The sequence below is a fragment of the Dactylosporangium sp. NPDC049742 genome (assembly GCF_040674675.1).
Lineage (GTDB): Bacteria > Actinomycetota > Actinomycetes > Mycobacteriales > Micromonosporaceae > Dactylosporangium > Dactylosporangium maewongense.
On record NZ_JBFANF010000001.1, the window covers coordinates 544,340 to 561,078 of the forward strand.

Genomic DNA, 16,739 nt, shown 5'->3' on the forward strand with positions numbered 1-16,739 from the left:
CATCGGCCGCCCCGCGACCCGCTTGAGAACATTCGCCCCGCGGGGATGCAGCAGATCGGCGGCGGTGTGTCTCTACCCGGGTGGAGGCGATGCGATGAGCGAGCCGGCCGACGAGGCGCTCGCGCAGTTCGTGCGGGCGCGCGGCGCGAGTTTGATGCGGTACGGGTTCCTGCTGAGCGGCAACGAGGCCGACGCGGCGGACCTGTTGCAGGACGCACTCATCGGGCTGCGCGGCAAGTGGTCCCGGATCCGCCAGCAGGATGCCGTCGAGGCCTACGTGCGGCGGTCGATGGCCCGGCAGTACATCAGGATCTGGCGCCGGCGGTCTGGGACCTGCGCACCGGGCTGGTCGGCACGTACACCGGGGACTCGTTCCGGCAGCAGGTCTCGCGCCCGCTGCTCTGGTCCCCGGCCGGCGACTCGCTGAAGGTCGTCGACGTCTCGCGGATCTAGCGCCGTGCCGCGTCAGCGGCGGAAGCGGTCGACCAGGCCGGCGAGGGTCGAGGCGTTGGTGTTGAGGCGGTCGGCGGCGTGCCGGGAGCTCTCCACCGCCCGCTGGGCGGAGGCGACGCTCTCGGTCACGCCGTCGATGCTGCTGGCGATCGCGCCGCTGCCGCCGGCGGCGTTGCTGACGCTGCGGCGCATCTCGTCGGTCGTCGCCGTCTGCTCCTCGACGGCCGTGGCGATCGCCGACCCGGTCGATGGCGTCCGTGATCGCCTGGATCGCCTGGACCGCGCCGTCGGTGTCCGCCCGGATCGCGGCGACCCGGGCGGTACGACTGGGTGACGATCGCCCACTTGTACGGGGCGTAGTAGGTGACGGTGAGGTCGCTGGCGGCCGGTGGCGCCCCGGTCGTGCCGGGCAGCGTGTAGGTCGTGTGCCACATGGCGTCGGCGGCGAGGTTCGGTGCCTCGGTGGTGATCTTGTCGACGTACGCGGCGTCGCCGGCGTCCTTCGCGTCAAGGTGTGACCCGCGGCAGCGTCACCGGGGTCACCGCCTGGGTCAGCTGGTTGGTCGCCTGCCAGGTGACGGTCTCGGGGGTGAACCGGAACCCGCCGCGCTGGCCCAGCTCGGCGATCGCGACCTGCTGGGCGCGGTTCACCGACGCCTGCACCCCGTCGCCGACCGCCGTCGCGAGCCGGGTGACACCCTGCGCCACGTGGTCGAGGTCGCCGGCGGACAGCTGCTGGACGCTCGTCCGCGCGTGGTCGCTGAACCTGCGGCTCTCCAGCGCACCGACGGCGAACAGCACGACGGCGGTGACGAGGGTCCCGCCGACGCCCAGCGCGACCAGGCGGTGACGCAGTTGCATACCGGGCGGATCGGCAGGCGCGGCGGCAGGTTGAGAAAACGGCCGGGTTGAGAAAACCCTGTAGTCACGCACCGGAGTCGTACGGGTATCGTCGCCGAAGGCCTGTTTGAGAAGTAAGGCGGATGCCCGATGGTGCTGAAGATGTCCACGCTGTTCGTGCGGACGCTGCGCGAAGACCCCGCGGATGCCGAGGTGACGAGCCACCGGCTGCTCGTGCGCGCCGGCTATGTCCGACGGGTCGCGCCGGGCATCTTCACGATGCTGCCGATGGGCCTGCGCCTGCTGCGCAACGTCGAGCGGATCGTCCGCGAGGAGATGGACGCCATCGGCGGCCAGGAGCTGACGTTCCCCGCGCTGCTGCCCCGCGAGCCCTACGAGGCGACCGGCCGCTGGACCGAGTACGGCGCCAACCTCTTCCGGCTGAAGGACCGCCGGGGCGGCGACTACCTGCTCGGGCCCACGCACGAGGAGATGTTCACGCTCGCCGTGAAGGACTTCTACTCCTCTTACAAGGACCTGCCGCTCACCCTGTACCAGATCCAGACGAAGTACCGCGACGAGGCACGCCCCCGCGCCGGCATCCTCCGCGGCCGCGAGTTCCTGATGAAGGACTCCTATTCGTTCGACGTCGACGACGACGGGCTGCGGGCCGCCTATGAGCGGCACCGGCTCGCCTACGGCAGGATCTTCGACCGGTTCGGCCTGGACTACGTCATCTGCTCCGCGACGAGCGGCGCCATGGGCGGCAGTGCGTCGGAGGAGTTCCTCGCGGTCTGCGACATCGGCGAGGACACGTTCGTGCGCTGCACCAACGGCGACTACGCGGCGAACGTCGAGGCGGTCACCACGCCCGCCCCCGAGGCGCTCGCGATCGAGGGGCTGCCCGCCGCGCAGGTCGTCGACACGCCCGACACCCCGACGATCGAGACGCTCGTCGACCTGTTCAACGCCCGGGACGACCTGCGCCGCGAGGACCGGGCGTGGACGGCCGGCGACACGCTGAAGAACGTCATGCTCATGCTGACGCTGCCCGACGGCAAGCGCGAGCCCCTCGCCGTCGGCGTCCCCGGCGACCGCGAGGTCGACCTGCGCCGGCTGGAGGCCCAGGTGGCGCCCGCCGAGGTCGCACCCATGTCGGAGGCGGAGTTCCAGCAGCATCCCGCGCTGGTCAAGGGGTACATCGGCCCCGGCGTCCTCGGCGAGAAGGGCTCCTCCGGGATCCGGTACCTCGTGGACCCCCGCGTCGTGGACGGCACCAGCTGGATCACCGGCGCCGACCAGCCCGGCAAGCACGTCGTGCACCTCGTCGCCGGGCGGGACTTCACCCCGGACGGCACCGTCGAGGCGGTCCGCATCCAGGACGGCGACGTGTGCCCCGTCGACGGCGGCGCCCTCGAGCTGGCCCGCGGCATCGAGATCGGCCACATCTTCCAGCTCGGCCAGAAGTACGCCAAGGCGCTGGGCCTCACCGTCCTGGACCAGAACGGCAAGGCCGTCACGGTCACCATGGGCTCCTACGGCGTGGGCGTGACCCGGGCGATCGCCGTGGTCGCCGAGCAGACCGCCGACGAGCGGGGGCTGTGCTGGCCCCGCGAGCTCGCACCCGCCGACGTGCACGTGGTGGCCGCGGGCAAGACCGAGGAGATCAAGGCCGGCGCGGCGCAGCTCGCCGACGCGCTTTCCGCCACCGGGCTCGAGGTGCTGCTCGACGACCGCAAGGACGTCTCGCCGGGCGTGAAGTTCAACGACTCGGAGCTGCTCGGCGTGCCCACGATCGTCGTGGTCGGCAAGCGGCTCGCCGACGGCATGATCGAGATCCGCGACCGCAAGACCGGCGAGAAAGAGGAGATTCCGGTCGAGGGTGCGGCGGAGCGCATCGCCGCGATCGTCCGCGCGGGGTGACAGCGCGGGAAGGGTCGGCCGTTCGGCTCCTTGTCGGATCAGCTGTTCGGCCGGACCTATCCCGTCAAATCCCCGCACGTGCGGCACTTCGGTTTGACTGGCGTCAGGGACCGGCGGATACGTTCGGTCACGGCCATGCTGTCGACGAAGGGTGCTGACGTTGTCCGGCCGACACACCGCAATCCGCCGACGTCACCTCATTCCATTGATCGCCGGCACTGTCGCGGCGATCGCGCTCATCGGCGGTGCGGTTGCGACCGTCAATATGGGGTCGGATGATGCCAAACCGACCTCGGCGAGCGACCTGATCGACGGCAGCCGCAGCGCCGACACCCGCGCCGACCGCGGCGACCGGCCCTCCACGTCGCCGTCCGCCTCGCCGTCACCCTCCGCGTCCGCGCAGGTCAGCAAGTCGCCGGAGGCGACCAAGACGCCGTCGAAGACGCCGACGAAGAAGCCCTCGACGAACCCCACGGGCGGTGTCGTCACGAACACCGGCACCTGCAAGGCGTCGTACTATGCGAGTGGGTCGCGCACCGCGAACGGCGAGAGCTTCGACCCCAACGGGATGACGGCCGCGCACAAGGAGCTGCCGTTCAACACCCGGGTCCGGGTGACCAACCTGGCCAACGGGAAATCGGTCGTGGTCAGGATCAACGATCGCGGACCCTTCGTCAGCGGTCGCTGCCTCGACCTCGCCCGCGGGGCCTTCGTGGCGATCGCTTCGGTGAGTGCCGGCGTGATCAACGCAAAGTACGAGGTACTCAAGTAAGCCGCATCCCGGCCGTTTGTTTGAGCGGCTCGGGGGCCGGTTGGTGGCATGCTGTCGATCGGACCTATGAAACGACCGTTGCTTCCCGAAGCCCGCGCCGGAGTCGGCGCGGCCTTCGTGCTGCTCTGCCTGGTCCTGGCCGCTGAGCTCGCCGACGGCACCGACGCCAACTACGTCGGGCTGCTCGCCGCCGCGCCGTTCCTCGCGGCCGCGTTCGCCTCCTGGCCGGAGGTCCTCGCCGTCGGCAGCGCCTCGACGCTGCTCGCCATCGTCTTCTGCAGCATCGAGCTCATGCACACCCGCGAGCGCACGCTGGTGATGATGCTCAACCTGGGCGCCGTCATCCTCGCCGCGGGCATCGCCTCCGCCGTCGGCGCCATCAGACAGCGGCAGATCGCGCGGTACGCGGAGCTGTCGAAGCTCGCCTCCGTCGCGCAGCAGGCCGTCCTGCGTCCGCTGGGGCCACAGCTCGGCCCGCTGACGATCGCTGCCCGCTACATCTCCGCCAGCGCCGCCGCCGACATCGGTGGCGACCTGTACGAGGCGCTGGACACCCCGTACGGCGTCCGCATGATCATCGGTGACGTGCGGGGCAAGGGCCTGGACGCGGTCCGGCTCGCCAGCATCGTCCTCGGCTCCTACCGGCACGTGGCGTTCGAGCGGGCCGACCTGCGCGCGATCGTGGCCGACCTCGACCGGGCCGTGGCCAGGTCGGTCGGCGACGAGGACTTCGTGACCGCGGCGCTGATCGAGGAGCGCGGTGGCACGCTGACGATCGTCAACTGCGGCCACCCGGCGCCGCTGCTGCTGCGCCGCGGCCAGGTGATCCCGCTCGACCCGCCGTCCAACGCGCCGCCGCTGGGCTTCATGCCGGTGGTGAAGCCGCGCGTCGAGCGGCTGGAGCCGGGCGACCGGCTGCTGTTCTTCACCGACGGGCTGGCGGAGGCGCGCCGCGACGGGGAGTTCTTCCCGACCGCGGAGCGGGCGCAGCGGCTGCTGGGGCACGGCACCGTCGGCGACGGGCTGGCGTCGCTGGAGAGCGCGCTGCTGGAGTGGGTGCGCGGCCGGCTCGACGACGACATCGCGCTGGTGCTGGTGGAGTACCAGGGGGTCAAGGCTCCGGCGACGGTCCCCAGCTGGGAGATCGGCGGCGCCGGAGCGACGGCCGTCGGCTGACGTCCTCCGGGTGCTACTCCGTCACCACGCGGGGGCGGGGGACGAAGCGGCGCATCGGGGCGCGGTGCCGGCCTGTGTAGAAGCGCGGGTACTTGGGAGCGAACAGAGAGCCCATCATCCGGACGATCATCGCGGTGCCCTCCTTCTGACTGCGAGTAACCGCTCAACGATCACGTCACCCGCAGGTGACGGCGTGTCGTGCGCACGTACACCCTGTGCGCTACTCATCTGCCACCTTGCAGTACTCACCGTTCACCCTGACCTGCCGAAATAGGTGACGCCTGTTGTGACGGCCATCACCCGCCCGGGTGGGTTGCCTGAGGTTACTCGCAAGTAATAAGATTCCTGTTACCGACTGGTAACCTCGGTCGTCCATGCTCGATCTACAAAAGCGACCCAGAGACGGGGGCCACTCCGCGATGAGCCATTACAAGAGCAACCTGCGGGACCTCGAGTTCAACCTCTTCGAGGTCTTCGGCGTCGACAAGGTCCTCGGCCAGGGTCCCTACGGAGATCTCGACGTCGACACCGCGCGCAGCATCCTCGCCGAGGTCGACCGCCTCGCCCGCGAGGACCTCGCCGCGAGCTATGCCGACGCCGACCGCAACCCGCCTGTGTACGACCCGGCGACCTACTCGGTGAAGATGCCCGAGTCGTTCCGCAAGTCGTACGAGGCCTTCATGGCCGCCGAGTTCTGGCGCCTCGACCTCCCCGCCGAGCTCGACGGCACCGCCGCGCCGCGGGCCCTGTGGTGGTCCCTCGCCGAGATGGTGCTCGGCTCCAACGCGCCCATCTGGATGTACGCGTCCGGCCCCTCCTTCGCCAACACGCTGCGGATCGAGGGCACCGAGGAGCAGAAGAAGTGGGCCAAGCTCTTCGTCGACCGCCAGTGGGGCTCGACCATGGTGCTGACCGAGCCCGACGCGGGCTCGGACGTGGGCGCGGGCCGTACCAAGGCCATCCCGCAGGCGGACGGCTCCTGGCACATCGAGGGCGTCAAGCGCTTCATCACCAGCGGTGAGCACGACCTCGCCGAGAACATCGTCCACTACGTCCTGGCCCGCCCGGTCGACACGCCCGGCGCCGGCGGCCCCGGCACGAAGGGCCTCTCGCTCTTCGTCGTGCCGAAGTTCCACTTCGACGGCGACACCGGCGAGCTCAAGGACCGCAACGGCGCCTTCGTGACCAACGTCGAGCACAAGATGGGCCTCAAGGTCTCCACGACCTGCGAGGTCACCTTCGGCGGCCACGGCGTCCCGGCCAAGGGCTGGCTGCTCGGCGACGTGCACGAGGGCATCCGCCAGATGTTCCTCATCATCGAGTACGCGCGGATGATGGTCGGCACGAAGGCCATCGCCACTCTCTCGACCGGCTACCTCAACGCGCTCGACTACGCCAAGAGCCGCGTCCAGGGCGCCGACCTCGCCAGCAGCGACAAGAACGCGCCGCGCGTCACGATCATGCACCACCCCGACGTGCGCCGCTCCCTGCTGATGCAGAAGTCCTACGCCGAAGGCCTCCGTGCCCTCGTCCTCTACACCGCCTCCTGGCAGGACAAGGTCGCCCTGGCCGAGGCCGCGGGCGACGAGGCCGCCGCGAAGATCGCCAAGCGGGTCAACGACCTGCTGCTGCCCCTGGTCAAGGGCGTCGGCTCCGAGCGGGCATACGAGCTGCTCGGCCACGAGTCGCTGCAGACCTTCGGCGGCTCCGGCTTCCTGCAGGACTACCCGCTCGAGCAGTACATCCGCGACTCGAAGATCGACACCCTCTACGAGGGCACGACCGCGATCCAGAGCCTCGACCTCGTCTTCCGCAAGATCGTGAAGGACCAGGGCAAGGCGCTGCTCACCGTCGCCGCCGAGATCCAGCAGTTCCTGGAGTCCGAGGGCGGCAACGGCCAGCTGAAGGTCGAGCGGGTCGCGCTGGGCAAGGCGCTCGGCGAGGTCCAGAACATGCTCGGCATCTTCACCGGCTGGCTCGGCGAGGCCCAGGCCGGCGACCCCCAGGCGCTCTACAAGGTCGGCCTCAACAGCCGCCGCTTCCTGCTCGCCCTCGGCGACGTCGTCGTCGGCTGGCTCCTGCAGCGGCAGGCGGAGGTGGCCCTGAAGGCCCTCGCCGGCGAGACCACGGAGAAGGCCTTCTACGAGGGCAAGGTCGCCGCGGCGAAGTTCTTCGCCCGCGAGGTGCTCCCGCGGACCGGCTCCGACCGCCGCGTCATCGAGGCCACCACGCTGGACGCGATGGACCTGTCCGAGGACTCGTTCTAGGGTTCCGTTCCACAGAGAGCTGGCGGGAGGGCAATGGCGCCCTCCCGCTTTTCTGTTTCCGGTCTTCTGAGGTCAGCCGCGGGCCGTGTGGTGCGCCCGCAGCGGCGCGGTCTCCAGGTCGCGCCAGGGGCCCGTCACCGTGTGGACCGCGATCCCGCTGGTGGCCAGGCCCTCGTCGGGGAGCGCGTCCGGGTCGAGCAGGTCGGACAGCATCGACAGGGTCGGGTTGTGGCCGATCAGCAGCAGCGTCGCCACGTCCGGAGTGTTCTGCAGCAGGTCCAGCGTGTCGTGGGCCGGGCCGAGGTACACCCGGTGCTCGAACACCACGGGCACGTGCTTGTCGTGCTTGTGATGCTTGTGATGCTTGTCGAGGTGCAGGCCGTCCAGCGTCTCGCGGGTCCGGACCGCGGTCGAGCACACCACCAGATCGGGCCGCAGGCCCTGATCACGCAGCCAGTCGCCGGCCGCGGCGGCGTCCCGGCGGCCGCGGGGACTCAGCGGGCGTTCGAGGTCGGTGGGGTACGGATCCGGGTCGACGGCCTTCGCGTGCCGGAGCAGGATCAGGGTGCGCCCAGTGGTGCCGTCAGCCATGTCCTATAGCGTGCCCGATTGAGCGCCGTCGTAGGTGGGTAACCCAGCGGTACAGATGGTTACCAACCAAACGTCCTGGAGGCCCTCGATGGGTATCGGTGGCAGCATTCTTCTGATCGTTGTCGGAGCGATCATGACGTTCGGCTTGGACGACACCGACCTCGGGCCGTTCAACCTCGACACGATCGGCTGGATCTTCCAGCTCGCAGGCCTGGTCGGGCTGCTCCTGACGCTGTACTTCTGGAACAGCCGTCGGCGCACGGTCGTCCGGCAGGTTCCGACGGCCGGTGGCACGGCGATCCCCCCGACCGTGGACGAGGTCGTCGAACGGCGCCGGACGTACGAGGACCGTACCTACTAGAAAAATCCGCGGAAAACCGCACACATCGCCGTCTACCTCGCGTACAGCGCGAAGTAGATGGCGATGTGGTGCAGGATCGCGGCGACGAGCGTGCAGGCGTGGAAGAACTCGTGGTGGCCGAAGACGGTCGGCCACGGGTTGGGCCGGCGCAGGGCGTAGAAGACCGCGCCGACCGTGTAGAACGCGCCGCCGACGATCGTCAGCACGAGCGCGGTCACGCCGCCCGTGCGCAGGATGTCCGGCAGGACCACCACGGCGACCCAGCCGAGCGCGACGTACAGCGGCGCCCCCACCCAGCGGGGCGCGTTCGGCCAGATCATCTTCATGCCCACGCCGAGCAGCGCGCCGCCCCAGACCACACTCAGGATGACGTCGCCGGTCCGCCCCGACAGCAGCAGGACGCTGAACGGCGTGTACGTGCCGGCGATGAACACGAAGATCATCGAGTGGTCGAGTCGGCGCATCAGCTTGTACCCCGCCGGCGACCAGACCCGGCGGTGATAGAGCGCGCTGGTCCCGAACAGGGCACACACCGTCAGGCTGTACACGAGACAGCTCACGAACGGCGACCAGCCCGGGCGGCCCGCGGCCAGCGAGCACAGCACGATGCCGCAGACGATCGCGGCGCCGAACGCATAGGTGTGCAGCCAGCCGCGCATCCTGGGCTTGCCGAGGTCGACCGGGCGCAGGCGGGTCTCGGTCTTCACTGTCACGCCCTCCAGGTTACGGTACCGTAGGTTACTGGCAAGTATCGAAGCGGACACCAACTAGGGTGGCGGTCATGGAGATCCGCCCCGTCGGGAGCTCTGCCCTGCTGATCGAGGTCGACGATCCGCTGGCATGGTTCGCCGCGCTGGACGCCGAGCGGGTCGCCGGACGCCTCGCGGTCACCGATATCGTCCCCGGTGCGCGAACCGTCCTGCTCGACGGGGTCCCGTCGCCCGCGGCTCTGGCCGCCTCGTTGCGCTCGTGGCCGACGCCGTCTTTTGCCCGCTTTTATGGTGACAAATTGGCGATTCCGGTCGTGTTTGACGGGCCCGACCTCGCGGCGGTCGCGGAAATGACCGGTTCGTCCGTCGAGGCGCTCGTCCGCACGCTCACCGAAACCACCCTCACGGTCGCCTTCGGCGGCTTCGCGCCCGGGTTCGCGTACCTCGGCGGCCTGCCGTGGACCATCCCCCGGCGGGACAGCCCGCGCCCGCGCGTCCCGGCCGGGTCGGTCGCGCTCGCCGCGGAGTACGCCGGCATCTACCCGACCGCGTCCCCCGGCGGCTGGCAGCTCGTCGGCCGCACCGACACCGTCCTGTTCGACATCGACCGCGACCCGCCCGCCCTGCTGCCCCCCGGACGGACCGTGCGGCTGGTCCCGGCATGAGGACGCTCACGGTCGAGACGGCGGGCCCGCTCACCACCCTGCAGGACCGCGGCCGGCCCGGGTTCGCGCACCTCGGCGTCCCCCGCTCCGGCGCCCTCGACCAGCCGGCCCTGCGCCTCGGCAACCGCCTCGTCGGCAACGATGGGTCCTGCGCCGGGCTGGAGATCACGCTCGGCCCCTTCGCCGCGACCCTGTCCTTCGCCGGCACCCTCGCCCTGACCGGGGCGGCGGCGCCGCTGCGCGTCGGCGGACGGCCCGCGCCGATCAACGCCCCCGTCCCCTTCCGCGCCGGCGACCGCGTCGAGATCGGCCGCGCCGTGGCCGGGCTGCGCGGATACCTCGCCGTCGACGGAGGTTTCGCCGCGTCGCCGGTACTGGGCAGCCGCGCCACCGACACCCTTGCGGCGCTCGGCCCGCCGGTCGTCGGCGTGGGCGCCGTGCTGGCCGTGGGCCCCACGATCGGCGACCCGTCCACCGTGGACGTGGCGCCCCGCCCCGCCCTGGGCGGCCCCATCACGCTCGGCCTGACCTGGGGCCCCCGCCACGACTACTTCACGGCCCCTGGTGACCTGCTCGCCGGCACGTACACCCTGAGCAACGACAGCAACAGGATCGGCGCGCGGCTCGGCGGCCCCGCACTCACCCGCGCCCACCAGCGCGAACTCCCCAGCGAAGGCATCGTCCTCGGCGCCGTGCAGGTCCCGGCCTCCGGCCAGCCGCTGATCTTCCTCGCCGACCACCCCACCACCGGCGGCTATCCGGTCGTCGCCGTCGTCGACCCCACGGATCTGCCGCTGCTCGCCCAGGCCCGCCCGGGCGATACCGTTCGGTTCCGTGGACCTCAACAGTGACCTCGGCGAAGGCTTCGGCATCTGGACCCTCGGCGACGACGACGCCCTCCTGGACATCGTCACCAGCGCCAACGTCGCCTGCGGCTTCCACGCCGGCGACCCTTCCACGATGCGCCGCGTCTGCTCCCTCGCCGTCGCCCGCGGCGTCCGGATCGGCGCCCAGGTCAGCTACCGCGACCTGGCCGGCTTCGGCCGCCGACGCATCGACGTCGACGCCACCACGCTGACCGACGAGCTGCGTTACCAGATCGGCGCCCTGTCGGCGTTCGGCCCGGTCACTTACGTCAAACCGCACGGCGCCCTCTACAACACCGCCGCCGTCGACCCCACCCACGCCTCGGCCGTCGCCGCCGCCGCTGCCGCTTTCGGCCTTCCCGTCCTGTGCCAGCCCGGCTCGGTCCTGGCTCGCCTCGCCGCCGAGGCGGGCCTGCGCGTGGTTTTTGAGGGCTTCGTGGACCGCGGTTACCTCCCGGACGGCCGCCTCGTGCCCCGCGGCGCCGAAGGCGCGATCCTGACCGACCTCCCCACCGTCACCGCCCGCGCCGTCCGCATGGCCCGCACCGGCGAGGTCGCCGCCATCGACGGCACCGTGCTCCACCTGCCGTTCGAGTCCCTCTGCGTCCACGGCGACACCCCGGGCGCCGTGTCCATGGCAACCGCCGTCCGCACCGCCCTCCTCGCCGCCGGCCTCCCCGTGACCCCTTTCACCCCCGCTGCCCCGTGACCCAGAAAACCCGGAACCCGTCTGCCATTCGAGTCCCTTGCGCGACCCCGCCCACGCCGCCCGTTCTCCGTGATCCAGAAGACTTTGTGCACCTATGACGACACAATCTCTTCCGGATCATGAGCAAGAGCGGCGTTGGCGGGCGGCGTCGCCTGGTGCAGGCCCGGAGCGGCGTTGTTGCAGACGCCTGAGCTGGTCGCCGCGATGTCATGCCGCGCGGCATTGCTCCGTGACCCGAAATCTTCTGCCGTCTAGGTCCCTGTGCGTCCGCGGCGACACCCCGGGCACGGTGTCTATGGCGGACGTCGTCCGCGCGGCTGCCCCTTCGCCGCTAGCGAGGCGCGTCTGTGGCCCGGTTTTCCGTGATCCGGAAGACTTTGTGCTGCTATGGCGACATAAAGTCTTCCGGATCATGAGCAGCAGTAGCGGCGGCGTCGGCGGGGTGGTGTCGCCTGTTGCCGGCCCGGCCGGGTCCGGCGCTGCTGCGGGTGTCTGCACTGGCCGCCGCGATGCAATGCCGCGCGGTTCGTCCCGTGATCGAAAAGTATCTGCCGTTTGAGGCTCTGTGAGTCGGCGGCGACACCCCGGGCGCGGTATCTATGGCGGACGTCGTCCGCGCGGCTGCCCCCTCGCCACCAGCGAGGCGTGTCTGCAGCCGGTTTTTCGTGATCCGGAAGACTTTGTGCTGCTATGACGACATAAAGTCTTCCGGATCATGAGGTGTGGGCGCCGCAGTGTCTTTGAGCGTTGCTGTGTGCGTCGTGCAGGGGTTGGTCTTGCGGTGCGTCCTGTTTGGCTGACCGGGCGGGCTGCGGCGTCAACGCTCAGCGTCGGAGGGCGTTGGTGTTGCGGTGGCAGGGCTTGCCGCGGGGGTCGGTGTCAGGGCTGGGGTGGTGTGCTGCGGCTTGGTGATCCGGAAGACCTTGTGCGGATCGGAGGTCCGTGAGGTCTTCCGGATCTTCGAGGGCGGGCGTGGCGTCAGGTGTCGAGGCCGCGGAGGACCAGGGGGAGGCGTTGGGCGCCGTCCTTGGCCACGCGGATCGGGACGCCCCAGTCCTGGCGGGTCAGGTGGCAGGCGGGGAACTCCGCGTCGATGTCGCACGTCGCGGCCTGGGCCACCACCTGGAGGACGCCCTCGGTGACGTCGGGGGAGAGGACCAGGCGGCGGCGCAGGTCCTGGGTCACGCCGGCGCCTTCCAGCAGCAGCTCGGGTGGGGAGGCGGACACCTCCAGGCGGGTCGACGGGCCGAACGACTCGTCCAGCTTCTGGCCCGGTGCCGGTTCGAAGATCAGGTCGAGCTGGACCTCGCCGGGGGCGAGCATCGTCGAGGGGCGTTCGGTGCGGTGCCGGACGCCGGCGACGTCGATGCCCGCCGCCGCCAGGGTGCCGGGGGCGAGCCGGACCAGGCGGTGCGCGCCCGACTCGACGACCACGACGTCGCCGGTCGAGCTGAGCACCAGGTCGCTCGGCTCGCGGAGGCCGTCGACGACGGTGGACACCACGCCGTCGGCGATGCGACGGATGGCGCCGTTGTACGTGTCGGCGACGAGCACGCTGCCGTCGGCCAGGGCCAGCAGGCCGAGCGGGTGCTGCAGCAGCGCCTGGTCGGCGGGGCCGTCGACGTGCCCGAAGTCGAACAGGCCCTGCCCGGCCACGGTCGACATCTGGCCGTCGGCGATGAAGCGGATCGCGCTGGACTCGCTGTCGGCGATCCACAGCGTCGTGCCGTCGGGCGACGCCGACAGGCCGGACGGCTGCGCCATCCACACCTCGTGCAGCGGGCCGTCGCGGAGCGCCTCGACGGTCGTCCCCGCGTACATGCCGGCGGTGCGCCGCACCGGGTTGAACCACCACAGCTGGTGGATGCCGGCCATCGCGACCACGACCTGGTCGTCGAACCACGCCACATCCCACGGCGACGACAGGTCGACCGCCAGGGAGTCGTGCGCGTCGAAGTCGACGCTGCCGCGCCACTGCCGGCCGCTGCCGGCGACCGTGGTCACCTCGCCGGTCGAGAGCTTCAGGCCTCGCAGCAGATGGTTGACCGTGTCGGCGACCACGACGTCATACCCGGCGATCTCGGCCACGTGCGGGGGCAGCAGGCACAGCCCGCCCGGCTCGGAGAACTCGGGGTCCGTGCCGTCCTTGCTGCCGCGCTGCCCGGTGCCGATGCGGCGGATCAGGGTCTCGTTGTCGGCGTCGAGCTCGACCAGCGACTGGTGCGTCGAGTCGGCGACCAGGAAGTGCCCGTCGGCCAGGGCCAGCGCCTTGCCCGGGAACCGCAGCACCGTCTCCTCGGTCCTGGCGGCGACCTGCGGAGCGGAGCCGCGCCGCAGCGTGCCCCGCGCCTCGTGCACGCGGACGAGCTCCTCGACCAGCCGCGCCAGCCCTTCGGCGTGCCCCTCGCCGGCCATCGTCGCCACGACATAGCCCTCGGGGTCGATGACGGTCAGCGTCGGCCAGGCCTTCGCCGCATACTGCTGCCACATCTCCATCTCGGGGTCGTCCAGGACCGGATGGTCGACCCCATACCGCTCGACGGCGGCCGCGAGCGCCGCGGCGTCCTTCTCGTGCTCGAACTTCGGCGAGTGCACCCCGATGGTCACCAGCACGTCCGCGAACCGCTCCTCAAGGGGGCGCAGCTCGTCGAGCACGTGCAGGCAGTTGATGCAGCAGAAGGTCCAGAAGTCGAGAACGACAATCTTTCCCCGCAGATCGGACAGGGTGAGTCCGTCGGTGTTGAGCCATCCGCGCCCCCGGAGTTCGGGAGCGCGGACGCGGGCCTTGAGCAGTGGCGACTGTGCCGGGTCGGTCATGCCCTCAAGTCTGCCCGAGTGCCGCCGGGCGCTCCCATGCGACGTTGGCCCCGGGCGCCTAGGTCATTTGGCCGAGGTCGGACGGAGGCAGAGGACCTCGTCCTTCTGTCCCTTGTGCTGCAGCACGACGTACGGTTGGCTGGCGTCTGAGCAGCTCTCCGGCTTCTCCACCTTCTGCACGATCGTGAATGCGTCCTTGTCCGAGCAGCTCGCCTTCTTGGCCGAGTTGCCGTCCTGCTTGACGCACGAGTTGACCGCGAAGCTGGTGCTGTCGGCGTTGTTCAGCGCCACCACGATGCCTGTGCCGGCCACCGCGAGCAGGAAGACCACGACCACCACGACCAGTCCCATGATCAGGCCGCGCTTGCTCTTCTTTTCGGTCGGCGGCGTCGGTACGACCGGCGCCCCACCGACAGACTCAGAACCAGAATGGGGTTGATCGCCGGGCATGGTGACGAGGTCGCTGTAATGCGGGCCGGCCGGTGCTGCGCTCGGCACCGAAGCCTGGTACACCCCCGTGGCGGGCGGCGGCGCGGCCTGATAGATGCCGGTCGCGGGCGGGCCGGACGCCGGAGGCGCCGAAGAAGGCGCGTTGTACGCGGGCGGTGCTGACGCCTGGTACAGCCCGGTCGCCGGCGGTGCGCTCGTGGGCGGCAGGTTGGCCGGCGGCGCGCTGGTCGGGGGCACGTTCGCGGGCGGGACGGACACCTGTGCCCGCGCGGCGAACGACGCCGGCGGGATCTTCCCCAGGTTCGGCCCCGCCGGCACGGCCCCGGCGGGCTGTCCCGCTTCAGGGCCTGCCGCACCGGGCGTCGCAGATGCCGGCGTGCCGTAGGTCGCGGGCGGGGCGGAGGTCGGGGCGCCGTACGTGGCCGGCGGAGCGGAGGTGGGTGCACCGTACGCGGCGGGCGGCGTGGCGGAAGTCGTGCCGTAGGTGGCAGCGGCCGGCGGCGCCGAGGTGGGCGCGCCATAGGCGGCCGGCGGGGCGGAGGTGGGTGCGCTGTACGCGGCGGGCGGCGTGGCGGAAGTCGTGCCGTAGGTGGCAGCGGCCGGCGGCGCCGAGGTGGGCGCGCCATAGGCGGCGGGGGGAGCGGAGGTCGGGGCGCCGAACGCGGCCGGCGGCGGGGAAGAAGGCGCGCCGTAGGTGGCCGGCGGGGCGGACGTGGGTGGGGGCGAGGCCGGGGTGCCGTACGTCGCCGGGGGCGCGGAGGTCGGCGGGACCGCGGGCGGCGGAGGCATGGCGCCGGGGACCTGGGCGCTGCCGGAGACCTGGGCGGTGCCGTACGTCCGGGCGCTCCCCGAGACGGGAGCCGCCGAGACGGGAGCGTTGCCGTGCTGGGCGCCGGGCACCGATCCGACCGGCGAACCGCCGGACCCGGGCACCTGCGCGGATCCAGCCGAAGGCGCGGCGCCGGAGGAAGGCGCGGCGCCGGAAGAAGGCGCGGCGCCGGAAGAAGGCGCGGCGCCGGAAGAAGGCGCGGCGCCGGAAGAAGGCGCGGCGCCGGAAGAAGGCGCGGCGCCGGAAGACGGGGCGGGCGGGGGGACCGGCACCTGGGTGTAGCCGGCAGGAGGGCCGCTGGGGCCCGCCGGCGCCTGGGCGGCGGCCGGGTCGCTCTGCGAAGCAGCGGGCGACGCCTCGCCGGCGTGCGGGGCCGGGGTGAAGCCGGGGAAGCTGCCCTCCGGGCCGGGAGGCACGTTCGGCGGCGTGCGGGCCGGAAGCGGAGGGGCCGGCGGCGCGAACGGTCCAGCCGGCGGGAACGGACCGGGCCTCGACTGCTGCTCGGCCTCCTCGACCGCGCCCTGGCCGGTCGCCGCGGGCACAGCGGGAGGCGCGGCGGCCGGCGCGACCAGCGGCGCGGCCGGCGCGGCGGGCGCAGCAGGGGCGCCAGGGGCGCCAGGGGCGGGCTCTGAGGAGGCGGCGGGTGAGCCGTACGTCGCGGGGGTCGGCGGCGCCGCCGGGGACGACGGCTGGACGGGAGGTCTGGTCGGCATCGGGACCGACGCGGTGGCTCGCACGGTGCCGGCCGGGGGCGTGCCGGGCGGGGGTGAGCTCGGCGCGCTCGCCGCACTCTCGTCCGCTTCGGACGGGTGGGGCTGGTCGGACGTCATCGTGCCTCCTGTGGGTCAGACCCTTGCGACCGTAGTCGACCCGAACCGTACATGGCAGATCGGCGGCTCAGGTTCGCCGGCAAGCGCTCCCAGAATAGGTGAACAAAGCGATGCCGCCCCGGTCCGGGGAGGGTCGGACCAGGGCGGCAGGCGCGGGGCGGTGCGGGTGGTGCGCAGGCTCAACTTCGGCTGAGCATGGCGTGGAGTTCGTCGCGCAGCGCGGCGGACGGGTTCTTGGCGATGGCGCGCTCGATCGCGTCGAGGCGGCGGGCGGCGTTGCGGCGGGCGCGGTAACGCTCCATGAAGGTGCTCACGGCGGGCTCCTTGGGATGTAAGGACGAGACTTGCTTCCCATCCATTACACGCCCAGTGGAAGATCGTTAGCCAGCGAATAGCAAGTGACGCGGCGCACGCGCCGACGATTCGTAGGGTTGCTGGCTGCGTAAACGCCCAGTTCGTCAGCCATATGACAGTGGCCCG

General features: G+C 71.4%; 16 protein-coding genes. 10 read left to right on the top strand and 6 right to left on the bottom strand.

Features of this window, described 5'->3' with window-relative positions:
• The first annotated feature begins 94 nt into the window (after window positions 1-94).
• Together AB0J72_RS02470 and AB0J72_RS02475 are read left to right on the top strand one after the other, a co-directional pair.
• Window positions 95-427 (top strand): sigma factor, encoded by a 333-nt coding sequence (locus AB0J72_RS02470; protein ID WP_363393563.1) that lies wholly within the window; start codon window positions 95-97, stop codon window positions 425-427.
• A gap of 162 nt (window positions 428-589) precedes the next feature.
• Window positions 590-787 (top strand): hypothetical protein, encoded by a 198-nt coding sequence (locus tag AB0J72_RS02475; protein ID WP_363393565.1) that lies wholly within the window; start codon window positions 590-592, stop codon window positions 785-787.
• A 173-nt stretch (window positions 788-960) separates the two neighbouring features.
• Here the strand turns inward: AB0J72_RS02475 and AB0J72_RS02480 are convergent, their stop codons facing one another.
• On the bottom strand, window positions 961-1,314 hold the full coding sequence (locus AB0J72_RS02480) for a hypothetical protein (protein ID WP_363393567.1): 354 nt from the start codon (window positions 1,312-1,314) through the stop codon (window positions 961-963).
• 129 nt (window positions 1,315-1,443) lie between these two features.
• Between AB0J72_RS02480 and AB0J72_RS02485 the strand changes: the two genes are divergently transcribed.
• The 4 genes from AB0J72_RS02485 (at window position 1,444) to AB0J72_RS02500 (ending at window position 7,431) form a co-directional block, all read left to right on the top strand.
• On the top strand, window positions 1,444-3,216 hold the full coding sequence (locus tag AB0J72_RS02485) for a proline--tRNA ligase (protein ID WP_363393569.1): 1,773 nt from the start codon (window positions 1,444-1,446) through the stop codon (window positions 3,214-3,216).
• Window positions 3,217-3,421: 205 nt separating this feature from the next.
• A complete protein-coding gene (locus AB0J72_RS02490; RefSeq protein ID WP_363393571.1) occupies window positions 3,422-3,988 on the top strand; it encodes a septal ring lytic transglycosylase RlpA family protein in 567 nt (188 codons plus the stop codon).
• Between the two features lie 66 nt (window positions 3,989-4,054).
• Complete coding sequence (locus tag AB0J72_RS02495; protein ID WP_363393573.1) at window positions 4,055-5,164, top strand: PP2C family protein-serine/threonine phosphatase; 1,110 nt, start codon at window positions 4,055-4,057, stop codon at window positions 5,162-5,164.
• Window positions 5,165-5,583: 419 nt separating this feature from the next.
• On the top strand, window positions 5,584-7,431 hold the full coding sequence (locus AB0J72_RS02500) for an acyl-CoA dehydrogenase (RefSeq protein WP_363393575.1): 1,848 nt from the start codon (window positions 5,584-5,586) through the stop codon (window positions 7,429-7,431).
• A 72-nt stretch (window positions 7,432-7,503) separates the two neighbouring features.
• Here AB0J72_RS02500 and AB0J72_RS02505 read toward each other — a convergent pair whose 3' ends face one another.
• The gene (locus tag AB0J72_RS02505) at window positions 7,504-8,022 is read right to left on the bottom strand and encodes a histidine phosphatase family protein (protein WP_363393577.1); all 519 of its coding nucleotides are present in this window, start codon (window positions 8,020-8,022) and stop codon (window positions 7,504-7,506) included.
• Window positions 8,023-8,110: 88 nt separating this feature from the next.
• Between AB0J72_RS02505 and AB0J72_RS02510 the strand changes: the two genes are divergently transcribed.
• Window positions 8,111-8,383: a DUF6458 family protein gene (locus AB0J72_RS02510; RefSeq protein WP_363393579.1), complete on the top strand. Its 273-nt coding sequence runs from the start codon at window positions 8,111-8,113 to the stop codon at window positions 8,381-8,383.
• A 32-nt stretch (window positions 8,384-8,415) separates the two neighbouring features.
• Here AB0J72_RS02510 and AB0J72_RS02515 read toward each other — a convergent pair whose 3' ends face one another.
• Window positions 8,416-9,042: a hemolysin III family protein gene (locus AB0J72_RS02515; RefSeq protein WP_363393946.1), complete on the bottom strand. Its 627-nt coding sequence runs from the start codon at window positions 9,040-9,042 to the stop codon at window positions 8,416-8,418.
• A gap of 122 nt (window positions 9,043-9,164) precedes the next feature.
• On the opposite strand from AB0J72_RS02515, the gene AB0J72_RS02520 reads away from it, so the two are divergent.
• The 3 genes from AB0J72_RS02520 to AB0J72_RS02530 are packed head-to-tail and all read left to right on the top strand — an operon-like array spanning window position 9,165 to window position 11,333.
• Complete coding sequence (locus AB0J72_RS02520; RefSeq protein ID WP_363393581.1) at window positions 9,165-9,758, top strand: allophanate hydrolase subunit 1; 594 nt, start codon at window positions 9,165-9,167, stop codon at window positions 9,756-9,758.
• Complete coding sequence (locus tag AB0J72_RS02525) at window positions 9,755-10,609, top strand: biotin-dependent carboxyltransferase family protein (protein WP_363393583.1); 855 nt, start codon at window positions 9,755-9,757, stop codon at window positions 10,607-10,609. Before AB0J72_RS02520 ends, AB0J72_RS02525 begins: the two co-directional genes overlap by 4 nt.
• Window positions 10,593-11,333, top strand: a complete 741-nt coding sequence (locus tag AB0J72_RS02530) for a 5-oxoprolinase subunit PxpA (RefSeq protein ID WP_363393585.1) — start codon at window positions 10,593-10,595, stop codon at window positions 11,331-11,333. The genes AB0J72_RS02525 and AB0J72_RS02530 overlap by 17 nt, the downstream gene beginning before the upstream one ends.
• A 978-nt stretch (window positions 11,334-12,311) precedes the next feature.
• Here AB0J72_RS02530 and AB0J72_RS02535 read toward each other — a convergent pair.
• From AB0J72_RS02535 to AB0J72_RS02545, 3 genes are all read right to left on the bottom strand, one after another.
• The gene (locus AB0J72_RS02535) at window positions 12,312-14,150 is read right to left on the bottom strand and encodes an NHL domain-containing thioredoxin family protein (protein ID WP_363393587.1); all 1,839 of its coding nucleotides are present in this window, start codon (window positions 14,148-14,150) and stop codon (window positions 12,312-12,314) included.
• A gap of 63 nt (window positions 14,151-14,213) precedes the next feature.
• Window positions 14,214-16,259 carry a hypothetical protein gene (locus AB0J72_RS02540; RefSeq protein WP_363393589.1) on the bottom strand — a complete coding sequence of 682 codons (2,046 nt, stop codon included), beginning with the start codon at window positions 16,257-16,259 and terminating at the stop codon, window positions 14,214-14,216.
• Window positions 16,260-16,438: 179 nt separating this feature from the next.
• Window positions 16,439-16,573: a hypothetical protein gene (locus AB0J72_RS02545; RefSeq protein ID WP_344508274.1), complete on the bottom strand. Its 135-nt coding sequence runs from the start codon at window positions 16,571-16,573 to the stop codon at window positions 16,439-16,441.
• Window positions 16,574-16,739 lie beyond the last annotated feature (166 nt).